At 64.9% G+C, this 19,139-nt stretch carries 15 protein-coding genes; 5 read left to right on the forward strand and 10 right to left on the reverse strand.

Annotated elements, in window-relative coordinates; translation table 11 throughout:
- Window positions 1-85: 85 nt before the first annotated feature.
- The 3 genes from QPK29_RS14675 to ppc all read right to left on the reverse strand — a co-directional run bounded on the left by QPK29_RS14675 (window position 86) and on the right by ppc (window position 8,371).
- Window positions 86-2,443: a T6SS effector phospholipase Tle3 domain-containing protein gene (locus tag QPK29_RS14675; protein WP_371769953.1), complete on the reverse strand. Its 2,358-nt coding sequence runs from the start codon at window positions 2,441-2,443 to the stop codon at window positions 86-88.
- Entirely contained in the window at window positions 2,440-5,265 is a 2,826-nt protein-coding gene (locus QPK29_RS14680) for a type VI secretion system Vgr family protein (protein ID WP_371769952.1), read from the reverse strand. Before QPK29_RS14680 ends, QPK29_RS14675 begins: the two co-directional genes overlap by 4 nt.
- Before the next feature lie 190 nt (window positions 5,266-5,455).
- Window positions 5,456-8,371: a phosphoenolpyruvate carboxylase gene (gene ppc / locus QPK29_RS14685; protein ID WP_371769951.1), complete on the reverse strand. Its 2,916-nt coding sequence runs from the start codon at window positions 8,369-8,371 to the stop codon at window positions 5,456-5,458.
- Between the two features lie 77 nt (window positions 8,372-8,448).
- Here ppc and hemC point away from each other — a divergent pair, with 77 nt between their 5' ends.
- Genes hemC through QPK29_RS14705 form a run of 4 tightly spaced genes read left to right on the forward strand, consistent with a single transcriptional unit; the run spans window position 8,449 to window position 12,554 of the window.
- The gene (gene hemC / locus QPK29_RS14690; RefSeq protein WP_307167974.1) at window positions 8,449-9,426 is read left to right on the forward strand and encodes a hydroxymethylbilane synthase; all 978 of its coding nucleotides are present in this window, start codon (window positions 8,449-8,451) and stop codon (window positions 9,424-9,426) included.
- Window positions 9,419-10,189 carry a uroporphyrinogen-III synthase gene (locus tag QPK29_RS14695; RefSeq protein WP_056127674.1) on the forward strand — a complete coding sequence of 257 codons (771 nt, stop codon included), beginning with the start codon at window positions 9,419-9,421 and terminating at the stop codon, window positions 10,187-10,189. The genes hemC and QPK29_RS14695 overlap by 8 nt, the downstream gene beginning before the upstream one ends.
- Window positions 10,186-11,340 (forward strand): uroporphyrinogen-III C-methyltransferase, encoded by a 1,155-nt coding sequence (locus tag QPK29_RS14700; RefSeq protein ID WP_371769950.1) that lies wholly within the window; start codon window positions 10,186-10,188, stop codon window positions 11,338-11,340. Before QPK29_RS14695 ends, QPK29_RS14700 begins: the two co-directional genes overlap by 4 nt.
- A 17-nt stretch (window positions 11,341-11,357) precedes the next feature.
- Window positions 11,358-12,554 (forward strand): heme biosynthesis protein HemY, encoded by a 1,197-nt coding sequence (locus QPK29_RS14705; protein ID WP_082577716.1) that lies wholly within the window; start codon window positions 11,358-11,360, stop codon window positions 12,552-12,554.
- 3 nt (window positions 12,555-12,557) lie between these two features.
- Here the strand turns inward: QPK29_RS14705 and QPK29_RS14710 are convergent, their stop codons facing one another.
- Complete coding sequence (locus QPK29_RS14710; RefSeq protein ID WP_160408545.1) at window positions 12,558-12,749, reverse strand: hypothetical protein; 192 nt, start codon at window positions 12,747-12,749, stop codon at window positions 12,558-12,560.
- Between the two features lie 274 nt (window positions 12,750-13,023).
- Between QPK29_RS14710 and ppa the strand changes: the two genes are divergently transcribed.
- Window positions 13,024-13,560 (forward strand): inorganic diphosphatase, encoded by a 537-nt coding sequence (gene ppa, locus QPK29_RS14715; RefSeq protein ID WP_056127683.1) that lies wholly within the window; start codon window positions 13,024-13,026, stop codon window positions 13,558-13,560.
- A gap of 69 nt (window positions 13,561-13,629) precedes the next feature.
- Here ppa and QPK29_RS14720 read toward each other — a convergent pair whose 3' ends face one another.
- From QPK29_RS14720 to QPK29_RS14745, 6 genes are all read right to left on the reverse strand, one after another.
- Window positions 13,630-15,087, reverse strand: coding sequence for a PA domain-containing protein (locus QPK29_RS14720; RefSeq protein WP_371769949.1), 1,458 nt, complete (start codon window positions 15,085-15,087; stop codon window positions 13,630-13,632).
- Window positions 15,074-15,463 (reverse strand): post-PEP-CTERM-1 domain-containing protein, encoded by a 390-nt coding sequence (locus QPK29_RS14725; RefSeq protein WP_056127687.1) that lies wholly within the window; start codon window positions 15,461-15,463, stop codon window positions 15,074-15,076. Before QPK29_RS14725 ends, QPK29_RS14720 begins: the two co-directional genes overlap by 14 nt.
- A 13-nt stretch (window positions 15,464-15,476) precedes the next feature.
- Window positions 15,477-16,139 carry a choice-of-anchor J family PEP-CTERM protein gene (locus QPK29_RS14730; RefSeq protein ID WP_162252930.1) on the reverse strand — a complete coding sequence of 221 codons (663 nt, stop codon included), beginning with the start codon at window positions 16,137-16,139 and terminating at the stop codon, window positions 15,477-15,479.
- A 166-nt stretch (window positions 16,140-16,305) separates the two neighbouring features.
- Window positions 16,306-17,376: a branched-chain amino acid ABC transporter permease gene (locus QPK29_RS14735; RefSeq protein WP_056127692.1), complete on the reverse strand. Its 1,071-nt coding sequence runs from the start codon at window positions 17,374-17,376 to the stop codon at window positions 16,306-16,308.
- A 1-nt stretch (window position 17,377) separates the two neighbouring features.
- The gene (locus QPK29_RS14740; protein WP_056127696.1) at window positions 17,378-18,397 is read right to left on the reverse strand and encodes a branched-chain amino acid ABC transporter permease; all 1,020 of its coding nucleotides are present in this window, start codon (window positions 18,395-18,397) and stop codon (window positions 17,378-17,380) included.
- Between the two features lie 11 nt (window positions 18,398-18,408).
- The gene (locus QPK29_RS14745; RefSeq protein ID WP_371766253.1) at window positions 18,409-19,134 is read right to left on the reverse strand and encodes an ABC transporter ATP-binding protein; all 726 of its coding nucleotides are present in this window, start codon (window positions 19,132-19,134) and stop codon (window positions 18,409-18,411) included.
- Between the last annotated feature and the right edge of the window lie 5 nt (window positions 19,135-19,139).

Consider the following 19,139-nt stretch of genomic DNA (forward strand, 5'->3'; position numbering starts at 1 on the left):
CAAAAATATCGACATATGCGTCAGGCGTAACACTACATTGCCTAAGATGCTTTTGCTCCTGAATGCCTCGTCGGGCGAAATGTACTCATGAGGGTGCTCGGTCAACCTTCCCGACTGTTCCAGCCATCGATTCCACAACAAGGCATTGCGGAAGTCCCTCTGGCGGTAGCGGCAGATCGGCGGGTAATTTGCCGGTTGAGTAATATATTTGGTTACCTTCGATGAGCGCCTTTCGCCAAGGACGTTCATCTGTCCAGTAGATTGCAAACTCTTGCAGGAATTTGCTCCATTTGAGGATGCTATGTCGAGGTGACTCCTTTTCAAGGGTATCCTTCAACCTCCAATCCGCTACCGCACACAGATACTTATAGAACAGCGGATGTGTTGGCGCCTTGCCACCGCCAACGGCCACGTCGTACGCGGTCACTTGGCTATGATTCTTGCGGCCAGCGTAAATCGCGCTATGGAATGAGCGTGATGTGTTCGTTTTTTGCCAGCGCAGCCGGGCTTCGTTCGGAGTTTCGCTTCGTTCGATCAACAGTTTGGGCGGGTTGAGTGGGCGTTCAAAACCGATCTCTAGGCAAACGTACACATTCTTGACCTCGCATCTGTCCTCGATTTTCTTGTCGCGATTGAGCTTTTCCGTCAACACTTGCCGCTGTTCGTTGACCTTCACCACTCTGCCGGGATAGACGTCGAGACGTGGGCTAGCAATCGGTTGATAGCCTCGCAATTTTACGGCGATGCCACACGGATCGGAGACGCATTCCCAATGGTGTCCATCGATGCCGTAATCGCTGGTCACGGAGATGGCCGCGTCGATTTGGTCGATGTTCTCACTCGCGCCGTAGCGATGCTGCGCGTCCGGGAAGGCGCTTTCGCCCATGCTAGCCATTACTGGCTTCGGCAAGGCTTCACCGGTAATGCGGCGTAGACCGAAGCGAGCTCGCTCTTCAGGGGACGCATCACTCGGCGCTTCACTCGCTCTAGGCAAGTGCTCACGCAAGCTGTGATTGCTTATGAAGGAATCGCTCGCGGCTGTGTGGCCATGGTCGTCTTCCCCGGGCACTCTTAACGCAAAATCGTGGGGGGACTGGCCTACTAGGACAAGTTTGCCGTTACGATAATCTGGGCGCCGTTTTAATGTGAAAACGCGTTGAAAGAATCCGGAGCCTAACGCAGCAAGCGGCTTGTATATCGTGGCCGATGGCGAGGACTGTGGCGCAAAGTTGTCAATTGCCGTTATTGCATCGCCTGTGGAGCGAGTTTCCAAACGATGGCCGCGTAAAATGTCGGGTACTCCCTGCCAGCCGATTCCCTCGACACCAGCGAATGCTACCGTCATGTCTTCCGGAGAAAAGTAGAGGTAGACCTTGCCCCGGTTATCGCGATCGTTGGATGCCTCCCATTTAGGACCGACTGCGCCCATGTGTTTTTTTGTATCAGATAGTTCCGAGAATACAGGCGTCGGATGTTTTTTATCGTGTACGCCGTTCACGATGTTTGCCAAAGTCGTGAGACGAGCGTGCAAGGTCTGTCCGCCTTTCACGAATCGATATCGGTCCGTGTCTTTCAACATCTGCACGTCCGCGCCCGAATATCCGTTCACGAGCGCCGCTGCTGTTGGCAATTCATCGACGAGGCTGTAAGGCGGGTTGCACAGGATGAGTGTATCGGCCGGACGTGCGCCAGGCTGATCTTTCTGCATTTTTGGGTCGAGGAGAAAGGCCTGCGCTAACAGGCTGAGTAAGCAGCCTTGGCTATGAGCGACAATCGAGACTGTTTCGTCCTCATCATAATCGCGGATCATTGAAATCAAGGCGGCGAGGCGTCGTGCAGCCAGAATCATGTAGAGCCGTCCCGGGTTCTTCAGGATTGGGTGAGTAGCATCGTGCGACGCCCAGTCTAAGCTTCCATAAGCATCGCTTTTACCTCGGTTCCACATCTCCGGTAGCGACGATGTCGCATTGGCGAACGGGCCGCCTTCTTTCGAGTAATCTCTGTCCAGCCGGTTGCCGTAGCGGTCGACTGCTTGACCGTGGGGTGTTTTCCTCCAGTCGACCACGTGCGCTGATTCTTCGCGAAACCCCCAGTAGAATGGAATAATCGGACTGTGCGTATCGTCGCCGATCTTACGCTTGTAGAAAACGTCGTCGGGATCGTCCTCTAACTTCCCGCGGTCGGCGGCTTGCGGCATGCGATACGTACCTGGTGTCAGATCACCGCACAGGCGCTCTGCTAGTCCTTCGCACAAGCCCGATTCCACCGCGTCGTAACTGACGCCCGCATCATTTACGCCATGCACGAGAATGATCGAACCGGGCAAATTGTGCTTAACGCCGACGATTTTCTTATTGCCTTGCCCCGGTAAAGTTACACCTTCTCCCTTCCCCCGGCTGAATGGTAGTTTCTTGTAAAGCGAAGCGCTTTTTGCATCGGTCATGGCTGGTCTTCCTCCTTGAGATCTATGCTCGCAACGTGCATCTGCTCGTGCTTCAAGGTCGAGGTCGCCCCTTGCGCGTCGGTTTTTCCCGCACCGTCACCGGCCGCGGACTCGATCTTGTAAGCCATTCCGGCAGCCGGCACGCCGCCGTCGAGATGCGGATAGAGACGAGGCTCGAACTTGAGATCGGTCCCGTCCTTCTTGAATGTGGGGAGCTGTGCACTCATCGTCTCCGGGCCATCCCAAGTGAAATCAGGTGCGTGGAACTTGAGGGCCTCCTTGCTCCCGAAGACCGGGGATCCTTCCCCGAGCTTGAGGAATGAGCCGTCCTGCGCAACGAGGAGGATGGTCTTGGCCGATACCGTAATCGAGCCTTCGCTGGCGGTCACTTGAACGTCCCTGGCGGAGTTGACAGCGATATCGTCATGCTGGCTTTGCACCAGCAGTTTTCCGACGTGCGCGATTGCACTGAGTCCGCCACCGCGGGCAAAGAGCGAAATGCCATTGCCGGCATTGACTGCAAAACGCTGACCAGCCGTAAGTTGCAAGTGCTGTTGGGCCGTGGTGTCGACGTTGCTGGCTGAGTAGCTGACGATGGCCTTGGAGCTGGCGAAGCCGATGCCGGCCGGCGAGGTCACGGCGATGACCGGCTCTCTTGGCTCGGCGGCTTCGGGCGCGGTGTTGCTTCCGTCCTCCCAGTTCTTGACCCGTGCGCGCAGTGCGTCCTGTTCCTTGGCATCGATCGCCAGGCCGTTGTGCTCTGCGGCGTAGTTGCCGAGTGAAGTGCACAGTTCACCGCATTCGCGCAGCAGGTCGAGGTATTCGTTGCGTGCAAGCTGGGTACCCTTGCTGTCCGAGCCGTCAAGCAGTTTCCAGGCACTCAGCAAGATACCGCGTGCCGCGCGCAGGGCAATCGCTTCGTTGGTGCGTAGTTCCGCGCCGTCACCGCGTGGCCGCGCGCCATTCTCTCGGCGCGGCTCAGTGAGATAACCAAGGTTCAGCTCCGTCTTACCATGGTCACTGGCCAGCTGCGCACTGATCTGGCCGGTCGTATCGTCCAGCCGAAGCTGGTTACCGCGTCGGCCACGAATCTCCCGGCTGCGCAGGCCGGATTGGTGGCGGGTACCGGGCAACGCGTCCTCTCCGACGAACATGGGCGGTGGCGAGTCGCCGTTGTACACCTGTCCGACGATGACTGGCTTGTCGGGATCACCGCCTGCAAAGTCGATCAGCACTTCGGTGCCGACCGGGGGCAGGAGACGGGCCCCGAGACCGTTTCCTGCCCAGCTGGACGAGACACGTACCCAAGCCGAGTCACGATCCGAATCCGAACTGCCGGCGCCGGCCGCATGCCCGTGGTCTTGTGGCCGCGTAGCCAGGAAACGAACCTTGACACGCCCCAGCGGATCGCACCACACGACTTCGCTCTCCGGGCCGACGACGATTGCCGACTGTAATTGTGGGCGCGGCAGGATCGCGCGGGGCGGAACGATGCGGATGCTCCTGCGCACGCACGTGAAGCTTGTCTGGTAACGCAGCGTCCGGCCGTCATCGGTCCGTTGCGACGCAGCTGTGCCGCGGGCCCAGCCGCTACGTTCGAAGAGTCGCTCCACACGTGCGCCAATGTCCACCGGTAGGTTGTTCTCCGCAATGATGTGCTGAGACGTGACGACGAACTGCCGCGCGCTGTCGGGATGGGCGTCGATTTCCGGATGGCCTTTCAGGCTGAACCACTCGCCGACGGCCAGGTCGCGTACGCTGCCTTCGCCTTTGAACCATTTGGCGGCGTACTCGTGGTAAGCCATCTGCGCGTCGTTCAGGTCCAACAGATCGCGCGGACTGTCGCCGATGTGCGGGACTGCGACCTGGTAATCGTCCAGTCCGGCGGCCAGTTGGTTGCCTTGTTCGCCCTGATCGGCCTGAGCCGGTACCTGGGCCCTCATGAACATCGTATTGCTGGGCTGAAGGTAGTCCCAGCTGAATAGCGATGTACTCCCCGAACGGAGCGCACGTACCGCGCTCCATCCGGTGATGGTGTCGCGCTGCTCAGTTGCATCGTCGCGATGAAATCGCACCAACCCGGCGGCATTTTGGTCGAGTTGACTCGAATCGGCGAACAATACCAAGGTATGTCCGATCCTTGATGGCGCCCGACCGGTTTCGGACGGCCCGGCGCCCGTCGTCAGCCCGGGACGGAAAAACCAGCCTATCCCGCGTCGTTGTAGCAACCGACGAACGAAGGCGGCATCTGACTCGTTGTGCTGCATGATGAACTGGCGTTTGGGTAAACGGCGATTGGCGAGGCTGGCGTCGATTGCCAGATCGAAGGATGCTCCCAGAACCCCCATACTTTTCTGCCACTCGCCGACCAGTATCTGCACGATATCCAGTTCGCTTTTATCTCGGAACACACGTGTGTTGACTTTGTTTTCCAGCACCGAAAGCGCATCGCTCATGACTAATTGATACGTGGCGAGCCCGCCGTCGCTTTGGCCCGAAGCAGCCGCAGTGACGAGCCCGCATATACGGCGTAGCTGGCCGCGGTCGGTGACGATTTGTAGTTCGGCAGGCACACCGATGAAGTTCTTGAGGGGCAGGGTCGCGCTCTCGGACACACACAGCATCCGGAAATTGAATCCGCCGCAGATCGCTTCGCTGCCGATTATTCGTTGCGCCAGGAGCGACTCGTTTCCGGCCTTGGTCATCCCATCAAGAAGCAGGCGAAGCGGCCGGTGGCGATCTCTCAGCACATATTGAACTTCGGCGAACGTTCTTGCGATGTCGGGATCTGCCATCGGTCGTACCCCTTTCAGGTTGATCACGCTCAGTGCACCGTGGGTATCCCAAGCGTTGCGCTGGGAACCTTGTAATTATTCAAGCTCATGCTTGAGTGACATTTGAGCGAACACAACCTGACGACCGTCGGGAGAGCGCGTCGTATAGCTTAATGCGCAGTGCTGAAACGAACAGGGCCCCGTTTCCGGGGCCCTGTCGTTACGGGTGAAGCGATCGTCAGCCCGTGTTGCGCAACCCCGCCGCAACACCATTGATCGACAGGTGAATCCCGCGATGCACCCGCTCATCGACCTTCTCCTCGGCCGACAGCGCCCGATGCCTTTGGATCAGCTCGACCTGCAGGTGATTGAGCGGATCGAGATACGCAAACCGGTTCTGGATCGACCGCGCCAGCAGCGGATTGTTCACGAGGCGTTCCGCCGTGCCCGTGACGAGCGTGAGGCAATGCAGCGTCTCCGCATACTCGGCCGCGATGCGCTCGAAGATGCGCTCGCGCAGATCGACGTCCGGCACCAGTTCCGCGTAGCGCGACGCGATGGCGAGGTCGCTCTTGGCCAGCACCATGTCCATGTTCGACAGCAGCGTGGCGAAGAACGGCCAGTGCTGCGCCATCTCGCGCAGCAGCGCCAGGCGCTGGTCGCGGTCGCCGTCGGCGAGCCAGCCGGAGACGGCCGCGCCGAAGCCGAACCAGCCCGGCAGCAGCAGGCGGCACTGGCCCCACGAGAAGCCCCAGGGGATCGCGCGCAGGTCTTCGATGCGGCGCGTCGACTTGCGTGACGCGGGGCGCGAACCGAGGTTCAGTTCCGCGATCTCGGCGATCGGCGTCGCGGCGAAGAAATAGTCCGTGAAGCCCGGCGTCTCGTACACGAGGTCGCGGTAGGCCTTGTACGCGCGCTGCGACAGCTCGGCCATCACGGGCTCGAAGCGGGACAGGCGCTCGATCTGTTCGCGGTCCGCGTCGTGCGGCATCAGGCCCGCTTCCAGCGTCGCGGCGACCAGCAGTTCGAGGTTGCGGCGGCCGATTTCCGGATTGCTGAACTTCGACGAGATGATCTCGCCCTGTTCCGTCAGGCGGATCTGGCCGTTGACGGTGCCCGGCGGCTGCGCGAGGATGGCGTCGTAGCTCGGACCGCCGCCGCGGCCCACCGTGCCGCCGCGGCCGTGGAACAGGCGCAGCTTGACGTTCGCGTCCGCGAACACCTTCACCAGCTTCAGCTCCGCCTGGTACAGCTCCCAGTTCGACGTCAGGAAGCCGCCGTCCTTGTTCGAGTCCGAATAGCCCAGCATGACTTCCTGCAGGCGGCCCTGGTGCTCGATCACGTCGGCCACGATCGGCAGCGCCATCCACGTGCCCATGATCTCGGCCGCGCGCTGCAAGTCGGGGATGGTTTCGAACAGCGGGATCACCATCGCGTCGCTCTTCTTCTCGCTGGGGCGGAACAGCCCCGTTTCCTTTTGCAGCAGCAGGACTTCGAGCAGGTCGGACACTTCTTCCGTGTGCGAGATGATGTAGTTGCGGATCGCGCGCGTGCCGTAGCGCTTGCGGATCTCGCGCGCCGTGCGCAGGATCTGCAGTTCGGAATTCGTGATGTCCGAATAGCTTTCGTACGGCGTGTACAGCAGGCGTGGCTGCGCCAGTTCGTCCAGCAGCAGTCTGACTTTCGCGTCCTCGGACAGCGCGGCGTAATCGCCTTCCACGCCCGCGCGCGCGAACAGCTCGGCCAGCACTTTCTCGTGTACGTCGGAGCTCTGGCGCATGTCGAGCGAGGCGAGGTGGAAGCCGAAGATGCGCGCCGCGCGTACGAGGCCGTTCAGGCGCGGCACCGCGAGGATGGCGCCGTGGTTCTCGTTCAGCGAATCGGCGAGCACCTGCAGCTCCGCGCGGAACTCCGATGCATCGCGGTACGCATCCGCATGGCCCACTTCCTTGCGCAGGATGTTGGTGGCGCCCAGTTCGCGCGCCGTCGACGCGAGGCGGGCGTAGACGCCGATCAGCGCGCGGCGGTACGGCTCGTCGCTGCGGTGCGGGGAGTGGTCCGGCGACGCATCGGCCAGCGCCAGCAGCGCGGGGCTCGCGGACACGAGCAGCGTGGACGGCGACAGTTCCGCGCCCAGCGCGTGCACTTCGTCGAGATAGAAATCGAAGATGGTCGTCGAGTGGCGCACGAGCGCGCGCTGCATCGTGGCGGCGTTGACGTTCGGGTTGCCGTCGCGGTCGCCGCCGATCCAGCTGCCCATCTGCATGTACGCTGCGTCGTCCAGGCCATCGGCCGCGTTTCCGTACTGCGCCGCGATCTCTTCCTCGACGTCGTCGTACACGGCCGGCAGCTCGCGCAGGAATGTCGTCCGGTAGTAGGACAGGGCGTTCTCGATTTCGTCCGCCACCGTCAGTTTTTCGTAGCGCAGCATGCGGGTCTGCCACAAGGTCGCGATGCGGGCCTGCAGCAGTTGCAGGTTGCGCGCGCGTTCCTTCGGCGTCAGCGGCAGGTCGCGCTCGGCCAGCAGGCGGGCGATGTCGTGCTCGGCGTCGAGCGTCGACTTGCGCTGGACTTCGGTCGGGTGCGCCGTCAGCACGGGGGCGATCAGCGCTTCGCGCAGGAAGCCTTCGACGGTGTCCTGCGCGACGCCCGCATCCTTCAGGCGGGTGAGGGCGTAGGCGACGCTGGACGGCTGCGGCTTCGAGCCGGCCAGCAGGTGGGCGCGGCGGCGGCGGATGTGGTGCTGGTCTTCCGCGATGTTGGCCAGGTGCGAGAAGTACGAGAAGGCGCGCACGACGGAGTTCGTCTCTTCGCGCGACAGTTTCGCCAGCAGCGTCTTGAGTTCGGTGCCGGCTTGCGCGTCGTCTTCGCGGCGGAAGCGCACGGCGGTCTGGCGGATCGTTTCGACGACGTCGAACACGGCTTCGCCTTCCTGGTCGCGCAGCACGTCGCCGAGGAGGCGGCCGAGCAGGCGGATGTCTTCTTTCAGCGGCGCGTCCTTGTCGACGTTGCCGGGCGGTTGGGGGGAGAGTGCAGCGGGATTGTCCATATCGACCATGGTTGAATTGTTGAAACTGCAGATACAACGAATCGGTATTACCAAAGGTCCTGCGGGGCGCGCTGGCGGTTTGCCATGGCCTGCGGGTAGGCCCATGCTAGAATTTGTGATCTCAGGTATGGGCTTAACCGGCGCTGCCCGATCCGGGCGCAACGACAGTGAAAGAAACCGTTTTGAACTCCAACGACACGACGCAGCATGTTCCCGCGCAACTGATTATCGCATCGCGCGAAAGCCGGCTGGCCATGTGGCAGGCCACGCATGTGCGCGACCGGCTCGCAGCATTATATCCGCAGTGCCAAATCGACATTCTCGGCATGACCACGCGCGGCGACCAGATTCTCGACAAGACGCTGTCCAAGGTCGGCGGCAAGGGTTTGTTCGTGAAGGAGCTCGAAGTGGCGATGGCCGACGGCCGCGCCCACCTGGCCGTGCACTCCCTCAAGGACGTGCCGATGGAATTGCCGGAAGGCTTTGAACTGGCCGCCATCCTCGAACGCGAAGACCCGCGCGACGCCTTCGTCTCCAACGATTTCGACAGCCTCGCCGCGTTGCCGGCAGGCAGCATCGTCGGCACGAGCAGCCTGCGCCGCCAGGCCCTGATCGCCGCGCGCTATCCGCAGCTCGTGATCAAGCCGCTGCGCGGCAACCTCGACACGCGTCTGGGCAAGCTCGACCGTGGCGACTACGCCGCGATCATCCTCGCCGCCGCCGGCCTCAAGCGCCTGGGCCTCACGCGCCGCATCCGTGCCTACCTCGAGCCGGAAGAGAGCCTGCCGGCCGCAGGGCAGGGCGCGATGGCGATCGAGATCCTGTCGGGCAATGCCGCCGGCTTCGACGTCCGCGCACTGCTGGCGCCGCTGAACCACACGCACACGGCGCAGGCCGTGCAGGCCGAACGTAAAGTGTCACAAGTGTTCGGCGGCAGCTGCCAGATCCCGCTGGCGGCGCATGCGACCGTCGACGGCGACACGCTGCACCTGCGCGCCATGGTCGCCACGCCGGACGGCCGCCGCAGCGCGTTCGCGGACGCCAGCGGCCCGGCCGCGTTGCCGGAAGCGGTGGGCGAGCAGGTGGCGCAGAAGCTGGCCGCGCAGGATGCCGCCGGGATCCTGGCCGAATGCAAGGCGACCGCCGCGGGCGATGCCTGACGCGGTCGTCATCACCCGTCCGCGCCAGCAGGCCGAGCCGCTGGCCCGCGCGGTGGCGGCGCTCGGCCGCACACCGCTGATCCTGCCATTGCTGGACATTTCCCCGTTGCTAGATGCCGCCCCGCTGCGCGCCGCGCTCGGCCGGCTGCGCGAGTATGCGCTGGTCGCGTTCGTGTCGCCGAATGCCGTCGACGCCGCGTTTGCCCATCTCGACGCGTGGCCGGCCGAGGTGGCGCTCGCCGTCGTGGGCGAGGGCAGCCGGGCCGCGCTGGCCCGCCACGGCATCGCCGGCGACGGTTACCGCGTCCATGTTCCGCTCGACCCAGCCCGCAGCGATTCCGAACACCTGCTGCAGGCACTCGACCTGGCCGCGCTGGCGGGCCGCAAGGTGCTCGTCGTGCGCGGCGAGACGGGCCGCGAAGTGTTGCCGGACGCCTTGCGCGCGGCCGGCATCGAGGTCGAGACCGTTGCCGCCTACCGCCGTGCCGTCCCGAACCTGACGCCGGACCTGGCCGCGTCGCTGCGCGCCTTGCTGGCAGGCCCGAACGACTGGATAATCACGAGCTCGGAAGCCCTGCGCGGGCTGGCCGGCCTCGTCGAGCAGCTTGACGGCGGAGCAAGTGTGGCAAATCTGCAACGGCAGCACTTGATCGTTCCGCATGCCCGCATCGCGGAAACGGCCTCTGCACTCGGTTTCACCACTGTGACGCTCACGGGGTCGGGCGACGAGCGGCTGCTTGCCGCGTTACAATCACGAGCATGAACGAATTGCCCAACAATCCAGAAAAACCAAACATGGGCGGTCCGGTCGTTCCGCCGGAAAGCTATGTGACGCCGGCGCCGGCGGGCCCCGGCGAGCCGCGTGTTCCCGAGGGTACCAGGGTCGGCGGGCTGCTGCAGAAGCCGCAGAACGTCGCCATCCTCGCGCTGGCCATCCTGCTTGCCCTCCAGACGTATTCCACGCACAGCCGTTTCAACAAGCTGCGCGAGGATGTCGCGCGCACGCTGCAAAAGGACAATGCCTCGAACGCCGAGACGGCGCAGGCCGTGCGCGAGATCCAGGAGGCGGCCAAGGAATTGCAGGTGAAGGTCGGCGTGCTGGAAAGCCGCCAGACCGAAGCGCAGAGCCAGCAGGCCGCGCTCGAGCAGATGTACCAGGACATCTCGAAGAACCGCGACGAATGGGCGTTGTCCGAGATCGAGCAGGTGCTGTCCACCGCGAGCCAGCAGTTGCAGCTGGCCGGCAACGTGCAGGGCGCGCTGATCGCACTGCAGAACGCCGACCGGTCCCTGTCGCGCTCCGACAAGCCGCAATTCATCACGATCCGCCGCGCCATTGCGCGCGACATCGAAAAGCTGAAGGCGCTGCCGTCCGTCGACCAGCCCGGCATCGCGCTGCGCCTCGACAACGTCATTTCGCAGATCGACAACCTGCCGCTGCTGTCCGACGAAAAGCCGGCCGAGCCGATCGCGCCGTCGCGCGTGAACGCGTTTGCGGTGGCCGGCAAGGCCGCGGCACCGGCCGACCGGACGCTGGCCCAGCGCATGACGGAAACGTGGCGCAACTGGAGCCACGAGATGTGGGACGACATCCGGCAATTGATCCGCGTGCGCACGGTCGACAATCCGGATGCGCTGATGCTGTCGCCGAGCGAATCGTATTTCGTGCGCGAGAACCTCAAGCTGCGTCTGCTGAATGCGCGCCTGGCGCTGCTGTCGCGCAACGAAGGCACGTTCCGCGACGACATCAATTCCGCACAGCAGCAGCTCGTGAAGTACTTCGACACGAAGGCACGCTCGACGCAGGCCGCGCAGGCCCTGCTGCGCCAGGTGCAGGCCAACAACGTCACCATCGACGTGCCCGACTTGTCGGAGAGCCTGAACGCCGTGCGCAATTACAAATCGAAGCCGTGAAGCGCGGGGCCTAAACGATGCGTTTATTACTCTGGTTAGTCGCCTTGATGGCCGCGGCGATCGGCATTGCCGTGACCGCGCGTTTCAATCCCGGCAACGTCGTCTTTTTCTATCCGCCGCACCGGATCGACCTGTCGCTGAACCTGTTCGTCGTGCTGGCGTTCCTGCTGTTCCTCGTGCTGTACGGCCTCGTCCGCGCCGTGCGGGCCACGCTGGGCATGCCCGAGCGCGTGGCCCAGTACCGCTACCGCAAGCGTGAACGCGAAGCGAACCGCGGCCTGCGCGAAGCGTTGAAAGCCCTGTTCGAAGGCCGCTTCGGCCATGCCGAGAAGGCCGCCATGCGCGCCGCCGACCTGCCCGAGAACGCCGGCCTCGCCGCGCTGATCGGCGCCCGGGCCGCGCACCGCATGCGCGAACCGGCGCGCCGCGACGCCTGGCTCGCGGGCGTCGTGCACGACCAGTCCCTCAAGACGGCGCGCCTGATGACGGTCACGGAACTGCTCGTCGACGACCACAAGCCGGAAGGCGCGCTGGAAGCCGTCGCGGAACTGAACGCCAGCGGCCAGCGCCATATCCACGCGCTGCAATGGGCCATGAAGGCCAACCAGCAGGCGCGCAACTGGCCCGAGGTGCTGCGTCTGGTGCGCATCCTCGACAAGCGCAACGCCCTGCACCCCGCGCTGTCCGCGCGCCTGCGCGAGTTGGCGTACGACGCGCTGCTGTCCGAAGGCGGCCACGACGCCGAGTCGATCCGCCGCGTGTGGGCCGGCGTCCCGGCCGGGGACCGGGTGAAACCGACCATCGCGGCGCGTGCCGCGGCAGCGCTGAATGCGCGCGGCCTGCACGACGACGCCCGCGGCATCGTCGAGGATGCCCTGAAAGCCGGCTGGGACGAGCGCGTCGTGCGCGCCTACCGCGAGGCGGCCGGTCCGGAAGGTTCGGCCACGCTGCTGGCGCAGATCGAGAATTGCGAAACCTGGCTGCGCGCCCATCCGAACGATCCGGAACTGGAACTGACGCTGGGTTCCCTGTGCCTGCGCCAGAAACTGTGGGGCAAGGCCCAGCGCTACCTGGAGCAGGCGTTGTCCGACGCCACCGAGCCGCACATGGTGCGCGAAGCCCACCTGAAACTGGCGCAGCTACACGAGGCGCTGGGCCAGCGCGAAGAGGCCGACAGGCATTACCGGTCGTGCGCGCTGGCGACGGTGCTGTGATCGTCACGCGCGGCGTGCGTCCCGCTTGCCGCGCACGATGATCACGGCCATGTGGCCGGGGATGCCGATACTGTTCGCGACCGGGACGGCCGGCGTTGCCCGGGCATCCGGCAGGCGGTCGATGACGATCGATCCGGCGCCGGCGATGGCCAGCGCCGTGATGAAGATGGCCTCCATGTGTTTCTGGATGTTCATGTCGTTCCCCTCGGATTGGTGACGCGGGCGGCTGCCCGCCGACGGCTATCCAGCAGGAGGCGTGCCACCCTGCGATCGGGGGATTCCCCTGGCAAAAGAGGCCTGCCCGGTCGGGATCGCGCCAACACCGTGCTTTCGAGTGTGTGGGGCAGACCAACAGACTGCCTGTTGCGGCGGGCATTTCGGTGCTTACGCAACCTTGTGCGGCGCACAAGCCCAAGGCGATTCGTTATAATCGACCTTTTATTGTTTCTCCAGCAACCAAGGACTATCCATGAGCCTGAATAACGTCAACGCCGGCCGCGATGTGCCGAACGATTTCAACGTCGTCATCGAAATCCCGATGAACGCCGATCCGATCAAGTACGAAGTGGACAAGGAATCCGGCGCGATCTTCGTCGACCGCTTCATGGGTACCGCGATGCACTACCCGTGCAACTACGGCTACATCCCGAACACGATCGCCGACGACGGCGACCCGTGCGACGTGCTGGTCATCACCCCGTTCGCGCTGATCCCGGGCGTCGTCGTGCGTTGCCGCGCACTGGGCGTGCTGAAGATGACCGACGAAGCCGGCGGCGACTCGAAGATCCTGGCCGTGCCGGTCGAAAAAATCCTGCCGATCTATTCGCACCTGCAAAAGGTCGAGGACGTCCAGGAACTGACCCTGCGCCAGATCCAGCACTTCTTCGAGCACTACAAGGACCTGGAAAAGGGCAAGTGGGTCAAGGTCGAAGGCTGGGAAGGCCCGGACGCGGCCAAGGAAGAGATCCTTGCCGGCGTGAAGAACCACGAGTCGAAGGGCGCATAACGCCCGCACTTCGGTCGCAAGGGCCGCCACCTTCGGGTGAGCGGCCCTTTGTCGTTTACGTCACCACCGTCACCACCCGATGTCGCGCAGCAGCGGGTAGGTCAGGTCGCGCGGCGGCGTCACCTCGTGCGTCAGGTCCGTGTTGATCGCCGGTTCCATCAACTGGTTCGGCTTGGCCTCCGTCGTGTAGTGCGACACGGTCGAGCCCGGCGAGTACGTGGTCGGCGTGTACATCAGGATGCGGCCCGCGCTGTCCGTGCCGGCCAGGCGCGTCGTGTCGAGCCCCAGGCTGGCCACGACGCCCGACTGCGTGCGCGAGCGGCGCTCCAGCGCTGCCTTCAGCCTGATGCCGTCGGCCTGCGTGATGCGCACGGACGGGATCGTGATGCTGGCGTCGTTGCCGCTCATGCCGCCGACGTCGCCCGGCTGGTTGTCCGCCACGACCATGCCCAGCGCGCCCGCCGCCTGCACGTTGCGGGCCTTGGTGACGAAGTCGCACGTGCCGCGGTCCACGAGGGCGATGTTGCCGCGCACGGCGAGGCTGTTCACCGCATTCAGCGGATCGCAGGCGAGGCCCGTGCCGGTGGGCTGGTCGACGACGGGCATCAGCTGGCCGGCGACGGGCGGATTCGACAGCGGCGGGCCGAACGACGCATCGCCCACCGTATAGTTGCCCCCGGCGGTGCCGGCGGCGGCACCGCTGACGGCCAGATTCGAGACCGGATCCAGCACCTGCGGCACGGCGGCCGTCACGATCGGCCCGTTCCAGGACAGTCCGCGCCACGACACGGCCGACTCGGCGCGTTCGGCGTCCGTCATTTCCACCCACAGCTTGCCCGTGCGGTTGTTCAGCAGGTAGTAATCCCAGATCGACGGGATGCCCTGGATCTCGGCGCCCGTCTCGTCGTCGGTGAACGTCTGGAAGCCGAGGCCGTGCGCGAATTCGTGCAGCAGCACCGTGACAAGGTCGATCTGGCTGCCGAACTGGTCGTCGAGGCCGAGGTAGAAGCCGGAGCCCGGCAGGCAGTCGGGGAACAGCCCGAGGCGCGCGTTGAAGCGGGCGATGATGTGCGGCTCGCCCGGCGTCGCGACGTCCTGGCCCGCCAGCTTGCTGGCCAGGGCGCTCGGGTACCACGTCGACGTGCGCGGCGCGCCCGGGAAGTCGGACCAGACCTCGTTGGCGCCGGCCGCGCCGAGGACGGCGCTCGTGGCCGTGCAAGACAGCGGCACGAACGACGCGCCGATGCGGATCGGCACGCTGCTCGTGAGCGTCGCGCCCCAGATGTCGGCCGCGCGCCGGAATGCGTTCAGGCGCTGCTCGCCGAGCGTCGTGCCGGTATTGCCGCCGACGGGCGCGACCGGGGTCGGGTCGTTGAAGCCGACGCCGGGCGCGTTCAGGTTGACGATCACGATGGTGGCCGCGGCCCGGGCCGGGGCGGCCGCGCCGACGGTGAATGCACAGGCGGCGGCGACGCCGGCGAGGGCGCCCAGGACCCGTTGCAGGCGCGACGATTCAACGGCTTTCATGCTTCGGCTCCCCGTGGTTGTGGTCCGGGTTGTGGTCCAGTGTCTGGCCCTGCACGCATTCGCTCGTCAGCTTGCCGTCGGGACCGCGCGTGACGACTTCGTAGACCATGCTTTTCTCGCCGAGGCGCACGCCGCGCGAGCCGTCGCGGCGGCTCATCGTGCCCTGCGTGCGGGGTGCGGCGAGGCCGGCGGTGGCCGGCGCTTTGGCGCGCAGTTCCTTCAGCTCGTCGGCCGTCGGCGCGCGCAACTGGCCGGTCTGCGGATCGCGCACGACGACCATGCCTTCCTGGCCCGCGGCCCTGGCGTGCATCGAAAAGGCGGCCAGTACGCACAGGGCGGCCAGCGTGCCGATGGTGAGCAGTTTTTCCTTGGACATGGCTTCCTCCGGTTCAAAGGCGTGACTGGCGGCGCAGCAGGGTGATCATGCCCAGGCCCAGCGCCAGCATCATCCAGTGCGCGGGCTCGGGTACCGCCGTCACTACCGAGACCGTATCGAGGCCGACATAGTTCAGGGTATCAGCCGGTCCCAGGTAGCGGAATGCGAAGCGGCCGTTGCCGCTGTTCGTGATGGTCGCCGTAAACTGCTGCCAGTCCGTCGGGTAGCCGGCCGTGCCGCCGATCGTCGTCAGCAGCGTCGTGAAGTCTGCCATGTCGGTGCCCGTACCCGCCGCGTAGCGCACTTCGAGCAGGTCGTTGAAGCCGGGCAGCGCATCGTGCCGCGTGTAAAAGCTCAGCACCGTGGTGCCGGACAGGGCGAGCACCGGCGTGATCAGCCAGTTGTCGACGCTGCCGCTGCCGTTCGCGGCGCTGAGGAAGTTGGCGGCCGCGTAGGCATCGGGCGCACCCGACTGGGCCGGGAACAGCGCCGGATTGCCCTGGAACCAGGCGCTGCCGGCGGGCACGCTGTGGTTGACCTGGGCCCATCCGGAGAGGCCCGCCACGTCGTCGAATCCTTCGCTGAGTACTTCGACCCCGGCAGCCCGCGCGGTCGTCGCGCCCAATGCGGCCAGCGACAGCGCGGCTGTCGCGAACAAGGTTCTTACGGGTTTCATGGACGCCCTTTCATGAACTATGCATGGGCCCATCTTATGAGTCGGATGATAACGACCCTTGATTTTCAGCTAACGAACAGGCTGGACAAAACGGGGTATCGATGGACGGGCCGCGCCGGGCCGCGAGACGGGACCGGAGGGCAAGGCTGCCCTCCGGCGGATGAGATCAGCGTGCGAAGCGGCGCAGCCGCAGCTTGCCGACGATGCCGATCGGGAAGAAGTAGATGGAGAGGATGAACAGCACGCCGAGCCACAGCATCCAGCGGTCCGGATGCAGCGCGGCGGCCAGCAGCGGGACGCCGGACAGCATCTCGGAGGCCTGGCCCATCAGGGTCTTGAGATAGTTCTGCGCGAGGATGAACAGCGTGGCGCCCACGACCGCGCCGTACATGGTGCCCATGCCGCCGATGACGACGATGAGCAGGATGTCCGTCATCACTTCGAAGCCGAGGCTCGTCTTGGGCCCCACGTAGCGCAGCCACAGCGCCATCAGCGCGCCGGCCAGCGCAGCGACGACGGCGCCCAGCACGTTGGCCCAGATGCGGTAGACGACGGTGCGGTAGCCGAGCGCCTCGGCGCGGAACTCGTTCTCGCGGATCGCCTGCAGCACGCGGCCGAATGGCGAGTTCACGAGCCGCAGCAGGAACAGGAACAGCACGAGGCAGCCCGCGAACACGACGTAATAGGTGACCAGCTTGCCGTCGACGCTGCGCCCGAACACCTCGTTCTCCATCAGCGTGAAGCCTGGCGACAGGACTTCCGGCACGCTGAACGTGCGGCCGTCCTCGCCGCCGGTGAAATCGGACAGCTGCGACGCGAGCACGGAGAACGACGACGCGACGGCCAGGGTGATCATCGCGTAGAAGATGGCGCGCACGCGCAGGGCGAACAGGCCGATGACGAAGGCCAGGACGACGGTCAGCGCCAGCGCCGCGACGATGCCCGTGACGATGGCGCTCCACGTCGGCTCGTCCACGCTCGCCAGCGCGATGCCGACGCCGTACGCGCCGATGCCGTAGAACATCGTGTGGGCGAACGAGACGATGCCGGTATAGCCGAGCAGCAGGTCGTACGACGCGACGAGCACGATGTAGACGCAGATCGTGGCCGCCGTGTTCAAAGGGCGCGCGCCGGAAAAGAGGAACGGCGCGAACAGCAGGCCGAGCAGGATGACGACGAGGAGGGCGGTCAACGCGCGGCTGCGCGGCAGGTCGCCGGAGAGAAGCTGGGTCAGCATGTCAATGACGTCCTTTCGAGTACAGGCCGGCCGGGCGCCACAGGAGGACGGCGATCATCAGCGCGATGTTCGAGACGAGCGCCACCTTCGGCGCGAGGAAGCCGGCGTAGTTGGCGACGAGCGCGATCAGCAGGGAGCCGATGAAGCAGCCGCCGACGGACCCCAGGCCGCCGATGATGATGACGATGAACGTCAGCACCATGATCTCGCTGCCCATGTGCGCCACGAGCGTTTCCTTGTACAGGCCCCACATGACGCCGCCGAGGCCCGCCAGCGCGGAGCCGGCCGCGAACACGCCGACGAACAGGCGGCGAATGCGGTAGCCCAGCGCCTCGACCATCTCGCCATTCTCGACGCCGGCACGGATCAGCAAACCGATCTTGGTGCGGTTCAGAGTGACGAACATCGCGGCGAACACGACGAGGCCGACGACGACCGCCAGCAGCCGGTATTTCTCGATGGCGGCCTCGCCCAGGAACACGGCACCGCGCAACGCGGCCGGCAGCGGCAGGGCAATCTGTTCGGAACCCCAGATCACGTTGATGAGTTGTTCGGACACGATCATGCCGCCCATCGTGATCAGGATTTGCTTCAAATGCTGGCCGTAGACGGGCATGATGACGACCCGTTCGAAGGCCCAGCCGAGCAGCGCCGTCACGACCATCGCGAGCAGGACCGCGAGGCCCAGCACGCCAAGGTTGGCGAGCAGGGAATCCATCTCGAGCCAGCCGCGCATCGGCAGCAGCACGAACGTCGCGGTGAACGCGCCGACGGAGACGAAGGCGCCATGACCGAAGTTCAGCACGCTCATCAGGCCGAACACCAGCGTGAGGCCGCTGGCCATGATGAAGATCATCATGCCCATCGCGAGCCCGGCCACCGTCAGGGTGATCCAGGTCGGCAGGCTCATGAACGGCAGCGCCGCCAGCACGACGGCCGGCACGAGCAGCAGCGGGGCGATGTCGCGCCGTGCCGCCGGCAACGGCGCATCCGCCTGGGCAATTGGGAGGGTTGCACTCATCGTTGTCTCATTCATTGATGGGAGTCGAGCGACAGGCCCAGCAGGCGCTGCTGCAGGGCGTCGTCGTGCGCCAGGTCGTGCATCAGGCCAGCGTGGACGACACGGCCGTCGTCCATCACGCTCACGCTGTCGCCCAGGGTGCGCACGAAGTTGAAATTCTGTTCGACGAGCAGGATGGTCGTGCTCGTGTCCTTGAGGTCGCGGAACGCCGCCATCAGGCTTTGCACGATGGCGGGGGCGAGGCCCTTGGTCGGCTCGTCCACGAGCAGCAGCTTCTTCGGCTCGACGATCGCGCGGGCGATGGCCACCATCTGCTTCTGGCCGCCCGACAGATTGCCCGCCGGGTAGTTCCAGAACTTCTTCAGCGCGGGGAAGAAGCCGCAGATCCAGTCCACGCGCGCCGCGTCCAGCGGGCCGTTGCGGGCGGCGAGGTACAGGTTCTCGCGCACTGTCAGTTCGGAAAACACGGCCATGCTTTCCGGGACGTAGGCGATGCCGGCGCGGGCGATGTCCGGTGTGGAAAGCTTCGTGATGTCGCGGCCGTCGAACGTGATCGTCCCGCGGCTGGCCTTCCACAGGCCCATGATGGTGCGCAAGGTGGTCGTCTTGCCGGCGCCGTTGCGGCCCAGCAGCACGGCCAGGCCGCCGCGCGGGACGACGAGGTCGACGCCCTGCAGGATGTGGTACTGGCCGATGTGGGTGTGGACGCCGGACAGCGTGAGGATGGCTTCGGTCATGGGCA

The sequence above is a fragment of the Massilia orientalis genome, assembly GCF_030411975.2.
In the GTDB taxonomy this organism is placed as follows: Bacteria; Pseudomonadota; Gammaproteobacteria; order Burkholderiales; family Burkholderiaceae_D; genus Telluria; species Telluria orientalis.